The following is a 24166-nucleotide window of genomic DNA, read 5'->3' as shown; positions in this document are numbered from 1 at the left end:
GCCGCACCAGTCCACGGCGGACCTCCAGCCGCCGCAGAGCGAGGACCACGACATGAACGGTGAACCCACCGCACGGCTCCCGCTGACCGCCGCCCAGGCCGGCATCTGGTTCGCGCAGTCGCTCGACCCCGCGAACCCGGTGTACGCCGTGGCCGAGCAGGTCGACGTCGACGGACCGCTGGACGCGGTGCTGTTCACCCGCGCGCTGCGCCTGGTCGTCGGGGAGGCGGAAGCGCTGCGGATCGCCGTGGTGGACGGGGATTCCGGCGCGCAGCAGCTCGTGCGGTCCGAAGTGGACATCCCGGTGGAGGTCGTGGACCTCGGTTCCGAGGCCGAGGCCGACGCGTGGACCACCCGGCGGCTCGCCCGCCCCCTCGGCGCGCGCGGCGACGACCTGGTCGAGTTCGCCCTGCTGCGCCTGGGGGAGCGGCGGCACCGCTGGTTCGCCCGCTACCACCACGTCGTGCTCGACGGCGCGGGGACCGCGCTCGTGGAACGGCGGGTCGCCGAGGTCTACACCGCCCTGGCGCGGGGCCTCGACGTCGGCCCGAACCCGTTCGGGCGCGTGACCGCGCTGCTGGACCTGGAGGAGGAGTACCGCGCCTCGCCGCAGCTCGACCGCGACCGGGTGCACTGGCGCGAGCTGCTCGCCGACCGGCCCGAGCCCGTGGGCCTGTCGGGGAAGCGACCGGAGACGCCGACGTGGCTGCGCAAGGTCCGCTCCAGCCTCGACCCGGCGACGGCCGAGGCCGTGCGCGACCTGGCCCGCGACGCCGAGGTCAACTGGCCGTCGGTGCTGGTCGCCGTGCTCGGGCTGCAGCTCGAACGGCTGACGGGGATCTCGGACGTGGTGCTGGGCCTGCCGGTCGCCGCCCGCGCGCCGCGGGCCGCCGCGATCCCCGGCATGGTGTCCAACATCGTGCCGCTGCGCCTGCGGCCCCGACCCGAGCAGGGTGTCGGCGACTACCTGCGGGAGACGGCGCGGGCGCTGCGCGGCGCGGTGCGCCACCAGCGCTACCGCTACGAGGACCTCCGCCGCGACCAGGGCCTGCTCGCCGGCGGCGCGCGGCTCGTCGGGCCGCACGTGAACATCGTGGTGCTGGACCAGGTGCTGGACTTCGCCGGCGCCGCCGGCCACGTGACCAACCTGGCGGGCGGTCCGGTGGACGACGTGTCGCTGGTGATCGACGGCCGCTCGGGTCGCCTGGACCTGTGCTTCGACCTCAACCCCGACCTCTACACCGCCGAGGCCGCCGCGGAGGTCGTGTCGCGGTTCGGCACGCTCCTCGGCCGGGTGCTGGCCGCCGACGCCGACACGCCGTTGGGGCAGCTGGAGCTGGCGACCGACGACGAACGCGCGCTCGTGGCGTCGTGGAACGACAACGCGGTCGACGTGGCCGCGACGACCGTGCCGGCGCTGTTCGAGGCGCAGGTGGCGCGGACGCCCGACGCGGTGGCGGTGGTCTTCGGGGACGAGGTGCTCACCTACCGGGAGCTGAACGCCCGCGCGAACCGACTGGCCCGGCTGCTCGTGGCGCACGGCGTGGGGCCGGAGCGGTTCACGGCGCTGGCGATGCCGCGGTCGGCGACGTTGATCACGGCGCTGCTGGCGGTGCTCAAGGCGGGCGGGGCCTACCTGCCCGTGGACCCCGCGCACCCGGCGGACCGGATCGCGCAGATCCTGGCCGACGCGGCGCCCGCCCTGGCCCTCACCACGTCCGACGCGGTCGTGGCGCTGCCGGCCGGGCTGCCGGTGCTGGTGCTGGACGAACTCCCGGCGGCGGCCGGTGGTGACCTGGCCGACGCCGGCCCTGTCGACACCGACCCGACCGATACCGACCTGACCGATACCGACCTGACCGATACCGACCTGACCGACGCCGACCGGCTGTCGCCGTTGCTGACCGACCACGCCGCGTACGTCATCCACACCTCCGGGTCGACCGGTCGCCCCAAGGGGGTGGTGATCTCCCACCGCGCCGTCGTCGACCTCGTCGCGTGGGCGGTCGCGGAGATCCGGCCGGACCGGATGGCGAAGGTGCTGGCGTCCACGTCGCTGAACTTCGACGTGTCGGTGTTCGAGATGTTCGGCCCGCTGTGCAGCGGCGGGGCGATCGAGGTGGTGCGGGACCTGCTCGCGCTGACCGAGCGCCCCGACGGGCACTGGCGCGGGACGCTGCTCAGCGCGGTGCCGTCGGCGCTGGCGCAGGTGCTGGCGCACGGCGGGGTGCGGGCGGAGGCCGACCTGGTGGTGCTGGCCGGCGAGGGACTGTCGCTGCGGTCCGTCCAGGACGTGTGGAACGCCATCCCGGGCGCGGAGATCGCGAACATCTACGGCCCCACCGAGGACACCGTGTACGCCACGGCCTGGTACTCGGGCGGCAAGGACGTGCGGGTCGCCCCACCCATCGGCAGGCCGCTGGCCAACACCCGCGCGCAGGTCCTCGACGGCGCACTGCGACCCGTCCCACCCGGTGTCACGGGTGAGCTGTACCTGTCCGGCACGGGCGTCGCGCGCGGCTACCTCAACCGGCCGGAGCTGACCTCGGAGCGGTTCGTCGCCGACCCGGACGGCGTGCCGGGGGAGCGGATGTACCGGACCGGCGACCTGGCCCGGTGGAACGACGCCGGCGAGATCGAGTACCTGGGCCGCGCCGACGACCAGGTGAAGGTCCGCGGGTTCCGGATCGAGCTGGGCGAGATCGAGGCGGTGCTGGGTCGGCACCCGGCCACCGGCGCGGTGGCGGTCGTGGCGAGGGAGAGCGCGCCGGGCGTCAAGCAGCTCGTCGCCTACGTCGTGCCCGCCGACGGGGCCGTCGACCAGGCGGAGCTGCGCGCGCACGTCGCCGCGGCCCTGCCCGAGTACATGGTGCCCGCCGCGTTCGTCGCGCTGGACGCGCTGCCGCTCAACCCCAACGGCAAGCTCGACCGACGTGCGCTGCCCGACCCGCGGTTCACCGGCGCCGGCGGGCGGGAGGCGGCCACGGAGCTGGAAGCGCGGTTGTGCGCGCTGTTCGCCGACGTGCTCGGCGTCGCCGAGGTGGGCCCCGAGGACGGGTTCTTCGACCTGGGCGGCGACAGCATCGTGTCCATCCAGCTCGCCGGGCGCGCCCGCGCGGCCGGCATCGAGCTGACCCCGCGCGACGTGTTCGCCCACCCCACGCCCGAACGGCTGGCCACCGTCGTGCGCGTCACCGACGTGGCGGCGCGACGGCGGCCGCCCGACGACGGGTCCGGCCCGGTGACGCCGCTGCCGATCGTGCACTGGCTGCGGGAACGCGGCGAGGCGGTCGACGGGGTCAACCAGTCGATCGTGGTGCGCACCCCGGCCGGGTTGGCGTTCGCGGACCTCGTGGCAGGCGTCCAAACGCTGCTGGACCACCACGACGCGTTGCGGCTGCGCCTGTTCCGGCCGGCCGAGTCCACCCGCTGGGGCACCGAGATCCTGCCCGCGGGCACGGTGGGTGCCGACGAGGTCGTGCTCCACGTCCAGGACACCGGGGACGAGGACGTGCTCGCCGCGCACGCCCGTGCGGCGGCGGAAGCACTGCGGCCCGACACCGGCCCGTCGTTGCGCGCGGTGTTCCTCGACGCCGGGGCGGACCGCCCGGGACGGCTGCTGCTCGTCGCGCACCACCTGCTCGTGGACGGTGTGTCGTGGCGGGTGCTGGTGGAGGACCTGTCCCGGGTGTGCGCGCAGCTGCCGCCGACACCCGTCGGCACGTCCTACCGGCGCTGGTCCGAGCTCGTCGCGGGTGCCGACCACACCGCCGAGCTGCCGTTCTGGGCGCACCTGCTGTCCGGCGCGGACCCGCTGCTGGGGGAGCGCCCCCTCGACCCCGTGCACGACACGATGGCCACCACGCGCACCACGACGGTGACGTTGCCGCCCGAGGTGACCCAGGCGCTGCTGACCGGCGTCCCGGCCGCGTTCCACGCCCGGGTCGACGACGTGCTGCTCACCGCGCTCGCCCTGGCGTTCGCGGGCGAACGGGACGCGCTGCTGGTGGACCTGGAGGGCCACGGCCGCCAGGAGGACGCGTTCGACGGCGTGGACCTGACCCGCACGGTCGGCTGGTTCACCAGCCTGCACCCGGCGCGGCTGGACCTCGCGGGCCTGGACGCCGACGAGGCGTTGCGGGGCGGACCGGCCGCCGGCGAGGCGCTCAAGCGGGTCAAGGAGCAGTTGCGGGCGCTGCCCGCGGGCGGTTTCGGCTTCGGCGTGCTGCGCCACGTGCGCGCCGAACCGGTGTTGGTCGCGAGTCCCGCGCCGCAGGTCGGCTTCAACTACCTGGGCCGGGTCGCCGCCGGCGACGCCGACTGGTCGATCACCGGGCAGGGCGTTGCACCGGCCGCCGACGCCGAACTGCCCGTCGCGCACGCCGTGGAGATCACCGCGCTCGTCCGCGACGGCGCGGACGGCCCCGAGCTGACCGCCACCTGGGAGTGGGCGGGCGGGCTGCTGCCCGCCGACCGCGTGCCCGGCCTGGCTCGGCGGTGGACCGCCGCGCTGCACGCCTTGGTCGAGCACTCGTCCCGGCCCGGCAGCGGCGGCCTCACGCCGTCGGACCTGCCGCTGGTGCGCCTGGACCGCGGCCACGTCGCCGAGCTGGAACGGGCCGTGCCGGGGCTCGCGGACGTGCTGCCGCTGTCGCCGTTGCAGGAGGGCCTGCTGTTCCACTCGCTCTTCGACGGCGCACCCGGCAACGACGCCTACACCGTGCAGTTCTCCTTCGACCTGTCCGGGCACCTCGACGTCGACCGGCTGCGTGCCGCGGCCCAGTCCTTGCTGGACCGCCACCCGAACCTCAGGGCGGGCATCGCTCACGACGGGCTGCCCGCGCCCGTGTCCGTCGTCCCGGCGCACGTGGACGTGCCGTGGCGCGAGATCGACGAGACCGACGACGTGGACGCGCTGCCGGCCGCCGACCGGGCGGCCGGGTTCGACCTCACCGCGCCGCCGTTGCTGCGCTTCACCCTCGTGCGGCTGGGCGACCAGCGGCACCGGCTCGTGCTGACCAACCACCACGTGCTGCTGGACGGCTGGTCCATGCCGCTGCTGGCCACCGAGCTGTTCGCGCGCTACGACGGCCGCCCGACCGGTCCCGTCACGCCGTACCGGGACTACCTGGCCTGGTTGGGCGCCCAGGACCGGGCCGCCGCCCGCGACGCGTGGCGCACCGCGCTGGCCGGGTTGGAGGAACCGACCCTCGTCGCCGCCGACGCCCGGTCCGGCGAGCCCGACAGCCTGGAGTTCGCGCTGACCGCGGAGCAGACCCGGCGGCTGGGCGGCGTCGCCCGGACCCGCGGCCTGACCACCAACGCCGTCGTGCAGGGCGCCTGGGGCCTGCTGCTGGCGGCGCACACCGGCCGCACCGACGTCGTGTTCGGCGCGACCACCTCCGGCCGCCCGGCCGAGCTGCCCGGCGTGGAGTCCGTCGTCGGCCTGCTGATCAACAGCCTGCCCGTGCGGGTACGCCTCGACCCGGTCGAGACCGTCGCCGGGTTGCTCGCCCGCGTGCAGGACGAGCAGCTCGCCCTCGCCGCCCACCGGCACCTGGGGCTCGCCGACGTGCAGCGGGCCGCCGGCCACGCCGAGCTGTTCGACTCGCTGCTGGTGTTCGAGAACTACCCGCTGGACCCGACCGCGCTGGACCCGGGCGCCGACCTGGACGTCACCGGCGTGGCGGCGCGCGACACCACGCACTACCCGCTGTCGCTGATCGCCGTACCCGGCCCGGTCCTGCGGTTCCGGCTGGACCACCGGGTCGACCCGGCCGCCGCCGACCGGCTCGCCGAGCGGTTCCTGCGCGTGCTGGACGCCGTCGTGGCCGAACCGGACGCGCTCGTGGGGCGGTTCGACGCGCTGTCCCCGGCGGAGCGCGAACTGGTGCTGCACGGGTGGAACGACACCGCCCACCCGGTCGCCGACACGACGCTGCCCGCGTTGTTCGAGGCGCAGGCCCACCGCACGCCCGACGCGATCGCCCTGGTGTTCGAGGGCGGCACGCTGACCTACGCCGAGCTGAACGCCCGCGCCAACCAGCTCGCCCGGCTCCTCGTGGACCGGGGCGCGGGCCCGGAACGGCTGGTCGCGGTCGCCGCGCCGCGCTCGCTCGAACTGGTCGTCGCGCTGTACGCGGTGCACAAGGCCGGTGCGGCGTACCTGCCGATCGACCCCGGCTACCCGGCGGAGCGGATCGCGCTGCTGCTCGGCGACGCCGACCCGGCCGTGCTGCTGACCACCCGGGACGTGGAGCTGCCCGACACGGGCCTGCCGCGGCTCCTGCTCGACCCGGACGAGCTGGACCCGCTGCTGGCGACCCGGTCCCGCGCCGACGTCACCGACGCCGACCGCGTCACCCCGCTGCGGCCGGCCAACACCGCGTACGTCATCTACACCTCCGGATCCACCGGCAGGCCCAAGGGCGTGCCGGTGCCGCACCGGGGCATCGTGAACCGGCTGCTCTGGATGCAGGACCGCTACGGCCTGGACGACACCGACCGCGTGCTGCAGAAGACCCCGTCGGGCTTCGACGTGTCGGTGTGGGAGTTCTTCTGGCCGTTGATCGTCGGCGCGACGCTCGTCGTGGCCAAGCCCGAGGGCCACCGCGACCCGCTGTACCTGTCGCGGCTGATCCGCGACTCGCGCATCACCACGCTGCACTTCGTGCCGTCGATGCTCAACGCGTTCCTGCTGCACGCCGACCCGTCGGACTGCTCCGGCCTGCGCCGGGTGATCTGCAGCGGCGAGGCGTTGGGCGCGGACCTGCGGACGCGGTTCTTCGCCGTCCTCGACGCCGAACTGCACAACCTCTACGGCCCCACGGAGGCGTCCGTGGACGTCACCGAGTGGCAGTGCACGCCGGAGGAGGACCTGGCGTCCGTGCCGATCGGTCGGGGCGTGTGGAACACCGGGCTGCGGGTGCTCGACGCCCACCTGAACCCCGTGCCCGCCGGCGTCACCGGCGAGCTGTACCTCACCGGCCGCCAGCTCGCCCGCGGCTACCTCGACCGGCCCGGGCTGACGTCGGAGCGGTTCGTCGCCGACCCGTTCGGCGCACCCGGCGAGCGGATGTACCGCACCGGCGACCTGGCCCGGTGGCGCACCGACGGCACGCTGGACTACCTCGGCCGCGCCGACGACCAGGTGAAGGTCAACGGGTTCCGCATCGAGCTGGGCGAGATCGAGGCCGTGCTGGCCGCGTCGCCGGGCGTCTCGCACGCCGCCGTCGTGGTCCGCGCCGACCACGCGGGCGGCAAGCGGCTCGTCGGCTACGCCACGCCGGAGCGCGGCCACGAGCCGGTGGGCGACGAGCTGCGCGCCGCGCTGGCGCGGGTGCTGCCCGAGCACATGGTGCCCGTCGCGGTGGTCGTGCTCGACGAGTTCCCGGTGGGGCCCAACGGCAAGCTCGACCGCCGTGCCCTGCCGGAGCCGGACTTCCGGCCGCGCGCCGGGGGCCGCACCCCCGCGACCGTGACCGAGCAGCTGCTGTGCTCGCTGGTCGCCGACGTGCTCGGGGTGCCCGACGTCGGTCCCGAGGACGGCTTCTTCGACCTGGGCGGCGACAGCATCCTGTCCATCCAGCTCGTCAGCCGCGCCAAGGCCTCCGGGCTCGCGTTCACGCCCCGCGACGTCTTCACCCACCGCACGGTCGCCGCGCTGGCCGCCGTCGCCACCACCGCGACCGCCGTGCGGGTGGAGGAGGCCGGGGCGGGCGTCGGCGAGTACCCGCCGCTGCCGATCGCGGCGGCCCTGCTGGAGCGCGGCGGACCGATCGCCGGGTTCCACCAGTCGATGCTGCTGCGGGTGCCGCCGGACCTCGGCGTCGACCACCTCACGGCCGCCGTGCAGGCGTTGCTGGACCATCACGACGCGCTGCGCACGCGGTTGCGCGACGGGCGGACCGAGGTGCTGGCCGTCGGCGCGGTCGACGCGGGCCCGCTGGTCCACCGCGTCGCCGTCGGCGGTGAGTTCGACGTGGCCGCGCACGTCGCCGAGGCGCGGTGCCGGCTCGCGCCGGACGAGGCGGTGAACGCGCAGGTCGTGTGGCTGGACGCCGGGCCGCGCCAGGGCAGGCTGCTGGTGCTGCTGCACCACCTCGTCGTGGACGGCGTGTCGTGGCGCGTGCTCGTGCCGGACCTGGCCGCCGCGTGGCGCGCCGCCGCCGCGGGCCGCCCGGCGGACCTCGCCCCCGTCGGCACGTCCTACCGCACGTGGGCGCGGACGTTGGCGGGCACGGCCGGCGAACGGGCCGACGACGTGCCCGCTTGGACCGAACTGCTCACCCCCGACGAGCCGTTGGCCCACCGGCCGCTGGACCCCCGCACCGACGTCGTGTCCACGTTGCGGCACCACCGCGCGGAGCTGCCGCCGGAGGTCACCGAACCGCTGCTCACCACCGTGCCCGCCGCGTTCCACGCCGGTGTGGACGACGTGCTGCTCACCGCGCTGGCCATCGCCGTCGCCGCCCGGCGCCCCGGGCACGTGCTGGTGGACCTGGAGAGCCACGGCCGCGAGGAGATCGCCGGCCTGGACCTGTCGCGGACCGTGGGCTGGTTCACCAGCCTGCGCCCGGCACGCCTGGACGCGGCCGTGGACGACTGGGACGAGTTGTGGGGCGCCGGACCCGAGGCCGGGCGGGTGCTCAAGCGGGTCAAGGAGCAGTTGCGCGCCGCACCGGACGCGCTGGGCTGGGGCCTGCTGCGGCACCTGAACCCGGCCACCTCGCCGGTGCTGGCCGCGCTGCCCGTGCCGCAGCTCGGCTTCAACTACCTGGGCCGCTTCCCCGCGCCCGACCCCGCCGACTGGGCGCAGGGCCCGGAGGGCGACGGCCTGGGCGGCGGCGCCGATCCCGACGCGCGCCTGCCGCACGCGATCGAGGTCAACGCCGTCACGCGGGACGGTGACGACGGGCCGCGGCTCGTCGTGGGCTGGGCCTGGCCCGAGGGGTTGCTGCCGCAGGGCGACGTCGCCCGCCTGGCCGCCGACTTCGACCGGGCGCTGCGGGTGCTCGTGCGGCACGCCGCGAACCCCGACTCCGGCGGCCACACGCCGTCGGACCTGACCCTGGTCTCGCTGAGCCAGGACGAGATCGACGAGTTCGAAGACGACCTGGACGCAGAGTGGGAGATGTCGCAGTGAGGCAATCGCGGGTCGAGGACGTTCTGCCGCTGTCGCCGTTGCAGGAGGGCATGCTGTTCCACGCCCTCTATGACGAAGGGGGCACCGACGTCTACACCGTGCAGTTCTCCTTCGAGGTGACCGGTCCGCTGGACACCGCGCTGCTGCGGGAGTCGCTGGCGGCGCTGCTGCGCCGGCACGCGAACCTGCGCGCCGGGTTCCGCCAGCGCAAGACCGGCGAGACCGTCCAGGTCGTCGCCCGCGACGTGCCGACGCCGTTCGCGGAGGTGGACCTGTCGGCGGAGCCCGACCCGGCGGCGGCGTTGGCGGGCCTGCTGGAGCGCGACCGCGCCGAGCGGTTCGACCTCGCGTCGCCGCCGCTGCTGCGGCTGACCGCCGCGCGGCTCGGCCCCGACCGGCACCAGCTCGTGGTGTCCAACCACCACATCCTGCTCGACGGCTGGTCCATGCCGCTGGTCGTGCGCGAGCTGTTCGCCGCCTACGCCGCCGGCGGCGGGACGGCCGCGCTGCCGCCCGTCACGCCCTACCGCGAGCACCTGGCCTGGCTGGCCAGGCAGGACCGCGACGGCGCGCGGGCCGCGTGGCGGGAGGCGTTGTCGGGCTTGGAGGAGCCGACGCTGGTCGCACCCGCCGACCGGACGCGCACCGGCGTGCCGGCCGACCAGGTGGTGCTGCGGTTGTCGGAGGAGCTGACCGGGCGCCTGCAACGGGCCGCGCGCGGCCACGGGGTCACGCTGAACACCGTCGTGCAGACCGCCTGGGCGGTGCTGCTCGGCCGGTTGACCGGTCGCGACGACGTGGTCTTCGGCGCCACGGTGTCCGGCCGCCCGGCCGACCTGCCCGGCGTGGAGTCGATGATCGGCTTGTTCATCAACACCGTGCCGGTGCGCGTGCGCATCCACCCCGAGCGCGCGTTGGGCGACCTGCTGGAGGACGTGCAGGCCGAGCAGGCGGCCCTGCTGGGGCACCAGCACCTCGGGCTCACCGAGGTGCGGGGCCTGGCCGGCGCGGGCGAGCTGTTCGACACGCTCGTGGTGTTCGAGAACTACCCGCTGGACCCGGCGGCGCTGGAACTGCCCGGCACCGGCCTGCGGATGGCCGACGTGCGCGGCCGGGACTCCACCCACTACCCGTTGACGCTGGTCGTGATCCCCGGCTCCGAGCTGACGCTGCGCCTGGACCACCGCTCCGACCTGGTCGACGCCGGCGCCGCCGCGCGGGTGCTGCAACGGCTGCGCCGGCTGCTCGACGCCGTGATCGCCGCACCGGACCGCCCGCTGGGCCGCCTGGACGTGCTCGACGCGGACGAGCGCGACCAGGTGCTGCGCGTCTGGAACGACACCGCGCGCGACATCCCGACCCGCACCCTGCCGCAGCTGCTGGAGGCCACCGCCGACGCCGTCCCGGACGCGGTCGCGCTGGTCGCCGACGGGCTGGAGCTGACCTACGCCCAGCTCGACGAACGCGCCAACCGCCTCGCGCACCTGCTCATCGGCCGCGGCGTCGGCCCCGAGCGGATCGTCGCGCTGGTCCTGCCCCGCTCCGCCGAACTGATCGTCGCCGCGCTCGCCGTGGTCAAGGCAGGCGGGGCGTACCTGCCGGTCGACCCCGCGTACCCGGCGGAGCGCATCGCGTTCCTGCTGGACGACGCGCGACCGACCGCCGTGCTGACCGCCACCGACCTCGCCGACCGGGTGCCCGCCGGGTCGGACACCGTGCTGCTGGACGAGCCGGGGCTCACCGCCGACCAGTCACCGCGCCGGCCCACCGACCTCGACCGCGTCGCACCGCTGCGGCCCGAGCACCCCGCGTACCTGATCTACACCTCCGGCTCCACCGGCACGCCGAAGGGCGTCCTGGTGCCGCACGCGGGCATCGCGAGCTTCGCCCGCAGCGAGGTCGAGCGGTTCGACGTGCGACCCGGCGACCGGGTCCTCCAGTTCTCCTCACCCAGCTTCGACGCGTCGGTGCTGGAGCTGTGCATGGCCCTGCACGGCGGTGCGGCGCTCGTCGTCCCGCCGCCCGGCCCGCTGGTCGGCGACGAGCTCGCCGACGTGCTGGCCACCCGGCGCATCACGCACACCCTGATCCCGCCGGCCGCGCTGGCCACCGTGCCGCCGACCCCGCTGCCCGACCTGCGCACGCTGGTCGTCGGCGGCGACGCGTGCGCCCCGGACCTGGTCGCCACCTGGGCACCCGGCCGCACGATGATCAACGCCTACGGCCCGACCGAGACCACGGTCGCCGCCACGTTCAGCGAAGACCTCGTCGCCGGCACGACGCCGCCGATCGGCACGCCGCTGTGGAACACCCGGACGCTGGTGCTGGACGCGAACCTCCAGCCCGTTCCGGTCGGGCAGCCCGGCGAGCTGTACGTCGCTGGCGCCGGTCTGGCGCGCGGCTACCTGAACCGGCCCGCGCTGACCTCGCACCGGTTCGTGGCCAACCCGCACGGGGCGCCGGGGGAGCGGATGTACCGCACCGGCGACGTCGTGCGGTGGCGCCCGGACGGCGCGCTGGACTACCTGGGCCGCGTCGACGACCAGGTCAAGATCCGCGGCTTCCGGGTGGAGCTGGGCGAGATCGAGGCCGTGCTCGGTGAGCACGCGTCCGTCGCGCGGGCGGTCGTCGTGGCCCGCGAGGACCAGCCGGGCGTGAAGCGGCTCGTCGCCTACGTCACGCCCGGCACCGCCGACCCGGCGCTGCTGCGCGAGCACCTGGCGAGCCGGCTGCCCGAGCACCTGGTGCCCGCCGCGATCGTGCCGCTGGACGCGTTCCCGCTCACCGCCAACGGCATCAAGGTGGACCGGACCGCGCTGCCCGCACCCGTGCACACCTCCCGCGCGGTCGGCCGAGAGCCGCTCAACCGCGCCGAAGAGGTGCTGCGCGGACTGTTCGCCGAGGTGCTCGGCGTGCCGTCGGTGGGGGTGGACGACTCGTTCTTCGAGCTGGGCGGCGACAGCATCGTGTCGATCCAGCTCGTCAGCCGCGCCCGCCGCGACGGGCTCGTGCTCACCCCCAAGCAGGTCTTCGAGCACCGGACGGTGCAACGCCTGGCCGCCGTCGCCCGCGAGGTCGGTGCCGCGCCCGCCGAAGCCCCGGACGCGGGCGTCGGACCGGTGCCGCTGACGCCCATCGCGCACTGGCTGCGCGAGCGCGGCGGGCCGGTGGACGGGTTCCACCAGTCCATGCTGCTCCAGGTACCCCCGAACGCGGACGACGCCGACCGCCTCACGCGCGCCCTGGGCGCACTGGTCGACCACCACGACGCGTTGCGGCTCAAGCTCACCCGCGCCGACGGGTCGTGGAGCCTCGAAGTCGGGCCGCGCGGCTCGGCGCCCGTCACACCGACCCGGGTCGACGCGTCCGGGATGGACGAGCGGGCGCTGCGCGCCGCGGTCGCCGAGCAGGCCGCCGCCGCGCGGGACGCCCTCGACCCCACCGCACCCGTGCTGGTGCGCGCGGTGTGGTTCGACGCGGGGGACCGGCCCGGTCGGCTGCTGCTGGTGGTGCACCACCTCGCCGTGGACGGCGTGTCGTGGCGCGTGCTCGTGGACGACCTCGCCGCCGCGTGGCGCGGGGACGCCCTCCCCCCTGTCGGCACGTCCCTGCGCCGGTGGTCCGAGCACCTGACCGCCCTCGCCGGACAGCCCGAGGTCGTCGCCGAGCTCGACGCCTGGGCGGCGCTGCTCGACGGCGGCGACGAGCCGCTCTCGGCCCGCCCCCTGGACCCGACCCGCGACACCGTGGCCACCGGCCGCCGGGTCGAGGTCGCGCTTCCCGCGGCGGTGACCGAGCCGCTGCTGACGACCGTGCCCGCCGCGTTCCACGCGGGGGTGGACGACGTGCTGCTGACCGCGCTGGCGCTGGCCGTCGCGGACTGGCGGCGTGACCGCGGCGGCGCGCCGGGCCTGCTGGTCGAGCTGGAGGGCCACGGCCGCCAGGACGACGCGTACGGCCTGACCGGCGTCGACCTGTCCCGCACGGTCGGCTGGTTCACCGCCGCGCACCCCGTGCGGCTCGACCCCGGCGTCACCGACTGGGACGCCCTGTGGGCAGGCGACGCCGCACCCGTGCTCAAGCGCGTCAAGGAGCAGCTGCGGGCGGTGCCCGGCAGCGGTCTCGGCCACGGCCTGCTGCGCCGGCTCAACGCGGCCACCGCGCCGGTGCTGGCCGCGCTGCCCGTGCCGCAGGTCGGCTTCAACTACCTGGGCCGGTTCACCGCACCCGGCGCGGCGGACTGGGCGCCCGCACCCGAGGCGGGCGTCCTGGGCGGCGGTGTCGACGCCGCCGCGCCCGTGCCGCACGTGTTGTCCGTGGACGCGATGACGCGCGACGGTGCGGACGGCCCGGAGCTGACCGCCTCCTTCGCGTGGCCCGGCGACCTGCTGGCCGAGGCCGACGTGCGCGACCTCGCGGCGGCGTGGACCCGGGCGCTGGAGCTGCTGTCCGGGCTGCGCACCGGTGGTCGCACGCCGTCGGACCTGCCGCTCGTGCGCCTGTCGCAGGACGAGGTGGACCGGGTCGAGGCGCACGGCGACTTGGTCGACGTGCTGCCGCTGTCGTCGTTGCAGAAGGGCCTGCTGTTCCACGCCTCCTACGACGAGGACGGCGCTGACGTCTACACCGTGCAACTCGTGCTCGACCTCGACGGCGCGCTCGACACGGCCGTCCTGCGCCGCGCGGCCGAGGAGCTGCTGCGCCGCCACGACAACCTGCGCGCCGGGTTCCTCCAGGAGGGACTGTCCACACCCGTGCAGTTCGTGCCGCGCGCGGTCGACCTGCCGTGGACCGAGATCGACCTGTCCGAAGAGGACGACGCCGACACGCGTGCCGAGGCCGTGCTGGCCGCGGACCGCGGCCGGCGGTTCGACCCGGCCCGGCCGCCGCTGCTGCGCTTCACCGCGCTGCGGCTGGGCGCCCGCCGGCACCGGCTCGTGCTGACCAACCACCACATCCTGCTCGACGGCTGGTCGGCGCCGCTGCTGATGCGCGAGCTGTTCGCGTTGGCGGGCGACGGGCCCGTGCCGCCGGTCACCCCTTACCGGGACTACCTGGAGTGGCTCGTGCGGGCCGACCGCGACGCCGCGCACGCCGCGTGGCGCACGGCGTTGGACGGCGTCACCGAGCCGACGCTGCTGGCCGGCGGCGGCCGTCGCCCGGCCCTGCCCGAGACGCTGGAGCTGGAGCTGTCCGCGCGGGCCACGGCGGCGCTGACCGCGCGTGCCCGCACCGCGGGCGTCACCGTCAACACGGTCGTGCAGGGTGTCTGGGGCCTGCTGCTGGCGGGGATCACCGGCCGCACCGACGTGCTGTTCGGCGCGACGACCTCTGGCCGCCCGCCGGAGGTCGCCGGCGTGGAGTCGATGATCGGCCTGTTCATCAACACGCTCCCGGTGAGGGTCGCGCTCGACCCGGCGGAGACCGTGTCCGACCTGCTGGTCCGGCTCCAGTCACGGGCCACCGACCTGATGGCGCACCAGCACGTCGGCCTCACCGACCTGCAGGAGCTGGTCGGCCTGGGAGAGCTGTTCGACACGCTGACCGTCTTCGAGAACTACCCGTTGGACACCGACGCGGTGGCGCTGCCGGGCGACCTGCGCGCCACGGCCGTGCAGGCGCGTGACGCCACGCACTACCCGTTGTCGCTGGTCGTCGTGCCGGGGGAGCGGTTGCGGCTGGACCTCAACCACCGACCCGACCTGCTGGGCCCCGACGCCGCCGACGTCCTCGCCGGCCGCCTGACCGCGCTGCTCGACCTCGTCGTCACCGAACCCGACCGCCTCGTCGGCGCCGTCGAGGTCCTCACCCACGACGAACGGGCCCTGCTCGCGTCGCGGCGCGGGCACGTGCGGCCGGAGCCCCGGGGGAGCGTGCAGCGCGCGTTCGCCGACGTCGTCGCCACCTACCCGGACCGGACCGCGCTCATCGCCGGCGGCACGCGGATCACCTACCGCGAGCTGGACGAGCGGGCCAACCGCCTCGCGCACCGGCTCGTCGCGGCGGGTGTGCGGCCGGAGGACCGCGTGGCCGTGCTCCAGGAGAGGTCGGTCGAACTGGTCGTGTCCACCCTGGCGGTGCTCAAGGCGGGCGGTGCGTACGTGCCGCTGGACGGCCGCAGCCCCGCGGCCCGCCTGGAGGCGGTGCTCGCGCAGACCCGGGCCCGTGCCCTGCTGGTCGACGCGGGCGACCGCGGCTTGGCGCACGACGCGGTGGTCGTGGACGTGCACGAGGACCGGTCCGGGCTGCCCGCCACCGACCCCGCTGTCCGGTCGCACCCGCGCGCCCTCGCCTACGTGATGTACACGTCCGGGTCGACCGGCACGCCCAAGGGCATCGCCGTGACGCACCACGACGTGCTGAGCCTGGCCGCCGACCGGGCCTTCGAGGGCGCCAACCACGACCGGGTGCTGCTGCACTCGCCGCACGCGTTCGACGCGTCCACGTACGAGCTCTGGGTGCCGCTGCTGTCCGGCCGCGAGCTGGTCGTCGCCCCGGCCGGGGAGCTGGACGTGCGCGAGCTGGCCGCGGTCATCGCCGGCGAGGGCGTGACGGGGCTGTGGCTGACGGCCGGGCTGTTCCGGCTGCTGGCCGAGGAGCACCCGGAGTGCTTCGCGGGCGTGGCGGAGGTGTGGTCCGGCGGCGACGTCGTGCCGCCCGCCACCGTCCGCCGCGTGCGGGAGGCCGCGCCGGGCATCGTCTTCGGCGACGGCTACGGCCCGACCGAGACCACCACGTTCGCGACGCACCACCTCGTGCGACCAGGTGACGCGATCGGGGTGACCGTGCCGATCGGCCGTCCGCTGGACAACATGGACGTCCACGTGCTGGACGCGTACCTGCGGCGAGTGCCTCCCGGTGCGCCCGGCGAGCTGTACATCGCGGGCTCCGGCCTCGCGCGCGGCTACCTGGACCGGCCGGACCTGACCGCCGGGAGGTTCGTCGCCGACCCGTTCGGCACGCCCGGCGAGCGGATGTACCGCACGGGCGACCTCGTGCGCTGGAACGACGCGGGCGACCTGGAGTTCCTGGGCCGCGCCGACGAGCAGGTCAAGATCCGCGGCTTCCGGATCGAGCTGGGCGAGATCGAGGCGGTGCTGGCGCGGTTCCCGGGCCTGGCGCAGGTCGCGGTGGTGGTCCGCGAGGACCGGCCGGGCGACAAGCGGATCGTGGCGTACCTGGTGCCCGAGGCCGCACCCGGCACCGGTGCCGACCCGGACACGGCCGCCCTGCGCGCGCGAGCCGCCGCCGAGCTGCCCGAGTACATGGTCCCGTCGGCGTTCGTGGTGCTGGGTACGTTGCCGCTGACGGCCAACGCCAAGCTCGACCGACGCGCCCTGCCCGCGCCCGACCTCGGCGCGGGTACCGGCGGACGCGCGCCGCGCACCCCGGAGGAGGAGATCCTCTGCGGCCTGTTCGCCGAAGTGCTCGGCGTCGCGGAGGTGACGCTGGACGACGGGTTCTTCGCGCTGGGCGGGCACTCGCTGCTGGCGACCAGGCTGGTCAGCCGCATCCGGTCGGCGTTCGGCGTCGAGATCGCGGTCCGCGCGCTGTTCGAGTCGCCCACGCCCGCCGGGCTGGTGCGGGCGCTGTCTTACGCCCGCGTGGCCCGCCAGGCGCTGCGGCCGTTCGACCGGCCCGAGCGGATCCCGATGTCCTACGGCCAGCGCCGGCTGTGGTTCCTCAACCGGCTGGAGGGCGCGGACTCGCCGTACAAGATCCCCGTCGCCCTGCGGCTGCGCGGCTCGCTCGACGTGGACGCGCTGACCGCCGCCCTGCACGACGTCGTGGAGCGGCACGAGAGCCTGCGCACGGTGTTCCCCGAGCACGACGGCCACCCGCACCAGGTGGTCCTCGACACCACCGCGGCCGCGCCCGCCCTCGTCCGCGCCGACGTGACCGAGGACGAGGTGCTGCCCTACGCCCGCGCCGCCGTCGCCGAGGGCTTCGACCTGGACACCGACCCGCCGCTGCGCGCCCACCTGCTGCGAGTGGCCCCCGACGAGCACCTGCTCCTGCTGGTGCTGCACCACATCGCGGGTGACGGCTGGTCGATGGCCCCGCTGGCCCGGGACTTCTCCGAGGCCTACACCGCCCGGCTGGCGGGTGCCGATCCGCGGTTCGCGCCGCTGCCCGTCCAGTACGCCGACTACAGCCTGTGGCAGCACGAGGTCATGGGCCGCGAGGACGACCCGGAGAGCGCGATCGCCCAGCAGGTCCGGTTCTGGCAGGCGGCCCTGGACGGGTTGCCCGAGGCGCTGGAGCTGCCGGGCGACCGCCCGCGCCCGCCGGTCGCGAGCCTGCGCGGCGGCACGCTGTTCTTCGACCTCCCCGCCGAGCTGCACCACGGCCTGACCGAGCTGGCGCGCCGGCACCGCGCCAGCCTGTTCATGGTGTTGCAGGCCGGCCTGTCGGCCCTGCTCACCCGACTGGGCGCGGGCACCGACATCCCGATCGGCTCGCCGATCGCGGGCCGCACCGACGACGCGCTGGACGACCTGGTCGGGTTCTTCGTCAACACGCTGGTGCTGCGCGCCGACACGTCGGGCAACCCGGCGTTCGAGGAGCTGCTGTCCCGCGTCCGTGACGCCGACCTCGCCGCCTACGCCCACCAGGAGCTGCCGTTCGAACGGCTCGTGGAGGTGCTCAACCCGACCCGGTCGATGGCGCACAACCCGTTGTTCCAGGTGCTGCTGGTGCTCCAGAACAACACCGACGCGGACCTCGCGCTGCCCGGCCTGGACGTCGCGGTGGAGCAGGTCGGGGCGCACGCCGCCCAGTTCGACCTGTCGCTGGACCTCACCGAGCGCCCGTCCGGGGGCATCACCGGCCGGTTGGACTACGCGCTGGACCTGTTCGACGACTCCACGGCCCGCGCGCTGGCCGAGCGGTTCACCCGCTTCCTGACCGCCGCCGTCGCCGACCCGACCACGCCGCTGGGCGACGTGGACCTGTTCGACGACGACGAACGCCACCGCGTGCTCGTGGAGTGGAACGCGACCTGGCGCGACGACGACGTGGCGGGCGTCGTGGAGCAGGTCCGGATGCACGCCGCGCTGCGGCCCGGTGGTGACGCGCTGGTGGACGACACCGGGGTCACGACCTACCGCGAACTGGTGCTCCGGGCGAACGCCCTGTCCCGCGCCCTGGTGGAGCGCGGCGCGGAGGCCGGGTCGCTGGCCGCCCTGCTGGCCGACCGCGACTCCCGCGTCCCGACGGCCGTGCTCGGCGTGCTGGGCGCGGGCGCGGCGTGGGTGCCGCTGGACCCGCGCGCCCCGCACGACCGCAGTGCCGCCCTGCTCGCCGACAGCGGTGCGCGGTGGCTGCTGGTCACCCCCGAGCGGACCGCCCAGGCCCACGCCCTGGCGGACGGCACGGACGTCGAGGTGATCGTCCTGGACGACGCCGAGGACCCCGACCTGCTGCCCGTGCGCGGCGACGGCGACGACCTCGCCTACGTCATCTTCACCTCCGGCTCCACCGGTCGACCCAAGGGCGCGATGGTGCACCGCGCCGGCATGGTCAACCACCTGCTCGCCAAGGTCGAGGATCTGGGTCTGTCCGAACTGGACTCGGTGGTGCAGAACGCGCCGCTGACGTTCGACATCTCGGTGTGGCAGATGCTCGCCGCGCTCGTCGCCGGCGGCACCACCCGCGTGGTCGGCGACGACGACGCGCTGGACCCGGTCGCGCTGTTCGGGTTGACCTCGGCCGAGCGGATCTCCGTGCTGGAGGTCGTGCCGTCGCTGCTGCGCACCGCGCTGGACGCGGCCGACGCGGGCGCGGAGCTGGCCGGGTTGCCGGACCTGCGGTGGCTGATGGTCACCGGCGAGGCGCTGCCCGCCCGGACCTGCGAGCGGTGGTTCGCCCGCGAGCCCGGCATCCCGCTGGTCAACGCCTACGGCCCGACCGAGTGCTCCGACGACGTCACGCACGCCGTGCTGACCGCCGACACCCCGGTCGCGGTGACCGGCGTGCCCATCGGCCATGCCGTGCGCAACACCCGCCTGTACGTGATGGACGAGCACGGCACACCGGTGCCCGCCGGCGTGCCGGGCGAGCTGTACGTCGGCGGGGTCGGTGTCGGCCACGGCTACCTGGGCGACCCGGTGAAGACCGCGACCGCGTTCGTCCCCGACCCGTTCGCCACCACGGCGGGCGCGCGGCTCTACCGCACCGGTGACGTCGTGCGCCGCCGCCGGGACGGCCAGCTGGAGTTCCTGGGCCGCCGCGACCACCAGGTCAAGATCCGCGGCCAGCGCATCGAGCTGGGCGAGGTCGAGGCGGCGCTGCGGCGGCTGCCCGGCGTCACCGACGCCGTGGTCACCACCAGCCCGGACGCGGCGGGGCAGACCCGGCTCGTCGGCTACGCGGTCGGCGCGTCGGTCCCGGCGGGCGGCCTGCGCGAGGCGCTGGCGGGCTCGTTGCCGGAGGCGATGGTGCCCTCCGCGGTGGTCGTCCTGGACGAGCTGCCGCTGACCCCCAACGGCAAGGTCGACCGCCGCGCGCTGCCGGAGCCCGACTTCGGCGGCGCCGAGGGCCGCACCCCGCGCACCCCGCGCGAAGAGGTGCTGTGCACCGTGTTCGCCGAGGTGCTCGGCGTGCCCGCGGTCGGTGTGGACGACGACTTCTTCGCCCTGGGCGGCCACTCGCTGCTGGCGACCAGGCTGGTCAACCGCATCCGCTCGGTGTTCGGCGTGGAGCTGCCGGTCCGCCGGGTGTTCGAGGCCCCGACCGTCGCCGGGCTGGGCGCGGCGCTGGAGACCGGCGACGACATCCGCCCGCCGCTGGAGCCCCGACCGCGCCCGGCGCGCGTCCCGCTGTCGCACGCGCAGCGGCGGCTGTGGTTCCTCAACCGGTTCGAGGGCGACGCGGGCACGTACAACATCCCGCTGGTGCTCAACCTCGACGGCGACCTCGACCGGGACGCCCTGCGCACCGGGCTGAACGACGTCGTGGCCCGCCACGAGAGCCTGCGCACGCTGTTCCCGGAGGTCGACGGCGAGCCGTTCCAGCTCGTCCCGGACGCCGCCGCGCCCACCCTGACCGAGGTCGACGTGACCGCGGCCGAGCTGGACGAGCGGGTCCGCGCGGAGAGCCGCGGCGGGTTCGACCTCACCACGCAGTTCCCGCTGCGGTCCACGCTGTTCACGGTGGAGGAGCACCGGCACGTGCTGGTCCTGGTGCTGCACCACATCGCGGGCGACGGCGCGTCCGCCGCTCCGCTGGCCCGCGACCTCGCCCGCGCCTACTCGGCCCGGTGCGCGGGCCTGGAGCCCGAACTGCCCGTGCTGCCCGTGCAGTACGCCGACTACGCGCTGTGGCAGCGGGAGGTGCTCGGCGACCCGGACGACCCGACGTCGCCGCTGGCCCGCCAGGTGCACTTCTGGCGCGACGCGCTGGCCGGCCTGCCCGACCAGATCGACCTGCCGCTGGACCGGCCGCGCCCGGCCGTCGCGAGCCACCGCGGCGACTCCGTGCCGTTGAGCGTGGACGCCGACGTGCACCGCGCGCTGGCCGAGCTGGCCCGCAGGAGCCACACCAGCCTGTTCATGGTCGTGCAGGCCGGTCTCGCGGCCCTGCTGACGCGGCTGGGCGGCGGCACCGACGTGCCGCTGGGCTCCCCGGTCGCGGGCCGGGCGGACGAGGCGCTGGACGACCTGGTCGGTTTCTTCGTCAACACCGTCGTGCTGCGCACCGACACCTCCGGCGACCCGACGTTCCGCGAGCTGCTGGACCGGGTGCGCGACGCCGACCTGTCGGCGTTCGCCCACCAGGAGGTGCCGTTCGAGCGGCTCGTGGAGGTGCTCAACCCGGAGCGGTCGCTGTCGCGGCACCCGCTGTTCCAGGTCGTGCTGTCCTTCCAGAACCACCTCGACGTGGACTTCGAGCTGCCCGGCCTGCACATCACCGCCGCGGCGCCGGACACCGGCGCGGCGAAGTTCGACCTGACGGTCAACCTCGCCGAACACCGGGGCGCGGGCGGTGAGGCGACCGGGATGTCCGGCCGGATCTCCTTCGCCACGGACGTGTTCGACGCGGGCACCGTCGCCGCCATCGCCACCCGGCTGGTGCGGCTGCTGACCGCGCTGGCCGCGGACCCGGACGCCACGATCGGCTCGGTCGACCTGCTCGACGACGTCGAGCGGCACCGGATGCTCGTGACGTGGAACGACACCGCGACCGAGGTGCCCGCGCTGACGTTGCCGGAGCTGTTCGCCGAACAGGTGGCCCGCACCCCCGACGCGCCCGCCGTGTGGGACCGCGGGCTGGAGCTGACCTACGCGCAGCTCGACGTCCGCGTGAACCGGTTCGCCCGGCTGCTGCGCGAGCACGGCGCGGGACCGGAGCGGTTCGTCGCGGTGTCGCTGCCGCGGTCGGCGGACATGGTCGTGGCGCTGCTCGGCGTGTTGCGGGCCGGCGCGGCGTACGTGCCGGTGGACCCCGACTACCCGGCGGACCGCATCGCGCACATGCTCGACGACACCGAGCCCGTGCTGCTGGTCACGGACGCGGAGCTGGAGCCCCGGCCGGCAGCCGCGGACTGCCCGCGGCTGCTCGTGGACGACCCGGACGTGCGGCGGCGCTTGGCGGCGCTGCCCGGCACGGCCCTCGGCGACCCGCCGTCGCTGCGCAACCCCGCGTACGTCATCTACACCTCCGGCTCCACCGGCAAGCCCAAGGGCGTCGTGGTCGAGCACCGCTCGCTGACCGACTACGTGGTCTTCGCCCGTCGCGACTACCGGGGCACCGGCGGCGTCGCGGTGCTGCACTCACCGATCTCCTTCGACCTCACCGTGACCGGCCTGTACGTGCCGCTGGTCATGGGCGGCACCGTGCTGACCACGACCCTGGACGACGCCGACCCGGCCGTGCTGGCCGAACTGCGCCGGCGGCCCGCCACGTTCCTCAAGGCCACACCCAGCCACCTGCCGCTGCTGCACGCGCTGCCGCCGGAGTTCTCCCCGCGCACCGAACTGCTGCTGGGCGGCGAACTCCTGCTCGGCGAACTGGTGGACGAGTGGCGGCGCGACCACCCCGGCACGGCCGTCTACAACATGTACGGCCCCACCGAGACCACGGTGAACTGCACCGAGTACCGGGTGGAGCCCGGCGCGGCCATCCCTCCCGGCCCCCTGCCCATCGGCGGCCCGCTGGACAACACCCGGCTCTACGTCCTGGACGAGCACCTGCGGCCGGTCCCGGTCGGCGTGCCCGGTGAGCTGTACGTCGCCGGCGAGGGCCTGGCCCGCGGCTACCACGCGCGGCCCGGGGCGACAGCGGCGAAGTTCGTCGCCAACCCGTTCGACGGCGGCGGCACCCGCATGTACCGCACGGGTGACGTGGTCCGCTGGAACAACGATGGCACGTTGCACTTCGTGCGCCGGGTGGACGACCAGGTGAAGCTGCGCGGCTTCCGGGTCGAGCTGGGCGAGATCGAGACCGTGCTCACCGGCCACGTGGACGTGCACCGCGCCGCGGTGATCGTCCGCGAGGACCGGCCCGGCGACCAGCGCCTCGTGGCCTACGTGGTCGCCGAGGCCGACCGGCAGGTCGCGACGGCGGACCTGCGTGCCCACGCGGCGGCGGCGCTGCCGGAGTACATGGTGCCCTCGGCGTTCGTGCTGCTGGACGAGGTGCCGTTGACGCCCAACGGCAAGCTCGACCGCCGCGGCCTGCCCGCCCCGGACGCGACCGCCGCCGGCCGGGCGCCCCGCGACCAGCGCGAGCGCGTGCTGTGCGAGCTGTTCGCCGAGGTGCTCGGGTTGCCCGCGGTCGGCATCGACGACGGTTTCTTCGACCTCGGCGGCCACTCGCTGCTGGCCACCAAGCTGATCAGCCGGGTGCGGGCCTGCTTCGGCGTCGACCTGGCGATCCGCAGCCTGTTCCAGGCGCCGACGGTCGCCGAGCTGGCCGCCCACCTGGGTGCCGACGACGACGGCGGCGCGTTCGACGTGCTGCTCCCGCTGCGCCGGGGCGGTTCGCTGCCGCCGCTGTTCTGCGTGCACCCGGCCAGCGGCTTCGGCTGGTCGTACGCGGGCCTGCTGCGCCACCTCGGGCCCGACCGGCCCGTGTACGCGTTGCAGTCGCGCGGCATGGACGCTGCGGGCGGCGCGTTGCCCACGACCGTGCGCGAGGTCGCCGACGAGTACCTCGCCCACATCCGCGCGGTGCAGCCGGAAGGGCCCTACCACCTGCTGGGCTGGTCGTTCGGCGGGCACGTCGCGCACGAGATCACCGCCCGGCTCCAGGAGCGGGGCGAGGAGGTGGCAGTGCTGGCGCTGCTGGACTCGTTCCCCAAGACCGACGCCGAGCGCCTGCCCGGCGCGCCGATCGACGCCGACGAGCTGTTCGCCGCCCTGCTGGACGTCTCGGGCTACGACCGCGCGTCTCTGGGGGAGGGCCCGCTGGACCGGGCACGGGTCGCGCGGCTGCTCAGCGAGCAGGACGGCGTGTTCGGCGAGCTGACCGAGCAGCACCTGACCGGCATCCACGAGGTGTTCGCCAACAACACCCGGCTGGCCAGGGAGCACGTGAACGGCCGCGTCGCGGGCGAGGTCCTGCTGTTCGTCGCCGCCCACGACCAGGGCCCCGACGGGCCGAGCCCGGACCGCTGGGACGGCCACGTCGACCGCGTCGTCCGCCACGACGTCGCGGCCCACCACAACGACATGACGCAGCCGGCGCCGCTCGCCGAGATCGGCCGCGTGCTCGCCCGAGCCCTCGGCGCCGCCGAGGGCGACCCCACCCCGGAAGGAACACGACCGTGACGAACCCCTTCGAGAACGACGACCTGAGCTACCTCGTGCTGGTCAACGACGAGGGCCAGCACTCCCTGTGGCCCGCGTTCGCCCGGGTCCCCGACGGCTGGACCACCACCCTGGGCCCGGACAGCCGCGAGGCCTGCCTGCGCCACGTCGAGGAGAACTGGACCGACATGCGGCCCAAGAGCCTCGTCGCGGCGATGGCCGAATCCGGCGCGTGAGCGCCCCCCGCGCGGGGCGCCTGCAAGTTCAGGCA

At 75.3% G+C, this 24166-nt stretch carries 3 protein-coding genes; all 3 read left to right on the top strand.

Translation table 11 applies throughout. From position 1 onward, the window contains the following. The first annotated feature begins 52 nt into the window (after positions 1-52). From LZG04_RS10005 to LZG04_RS09995, 3 genes are read left to right on the top strand one after another with little or no spacing between them, the layout of a single operon-like run. Positions 53-9145, top strand: a complete 9093-nt coding sequence (locus LZG04_RS10005) for a non-ribosomal peptide synthetase (protein WP_233815534.1) — start codon at positions 53-55, stop codon at positions 9143-9145. Continuing rightward, entirely contained in the window at positions 9142-23916 is a 14775-nt protein-coding gene (locus tag LZG04_RS10000) for a non-ribosomal peptide synthetase (RefSeq protein ID WP_233815533.1), read from the top strand. Before LZG04_RS10005 ends, LZG04_RS10000 begins: the two co-directional genes overlap by 4 nt. Beyond that, positions 23913-24131: an MbtH family protein gene (locus tag LZG04_RS09995; RefSeq protein WP_233815532.1), complete on the top strand. Its 219-nt coding sequence runs from the start codon at positions 23913-23915 to the stop codon at positions 24129-24131. The genes LZG04_RS10000 and LZG04_RS09995 overlap by 4 nt, the downstream gene beginning before the upstream one ends. The last annotated feature ends 35 nt before the right edge of the window (positions 24132-24166 follow it).

This window comes from Saccharothrix sp. S26, assembly GCF_021390395.1.
Lineage (GTDB): Bacteria > Actinomycetota > Actinomycetes > Mycobacteriales > Pseudonocardiaceae > Actinosynnema.
This window is presented reverse-complemented; position numbering and strand designations above follow the sequence as displayed.

Bases quoted from the DNA above. Each gene is read 5' to 3' on its own strand.
- LZG04_RS10005 (WP_233815534.1), top strand. From the start codon at position 53: ATGAACGGTGAACCCACCGCACGGCTCCCGCTGACCGCCGCCCAGGCC.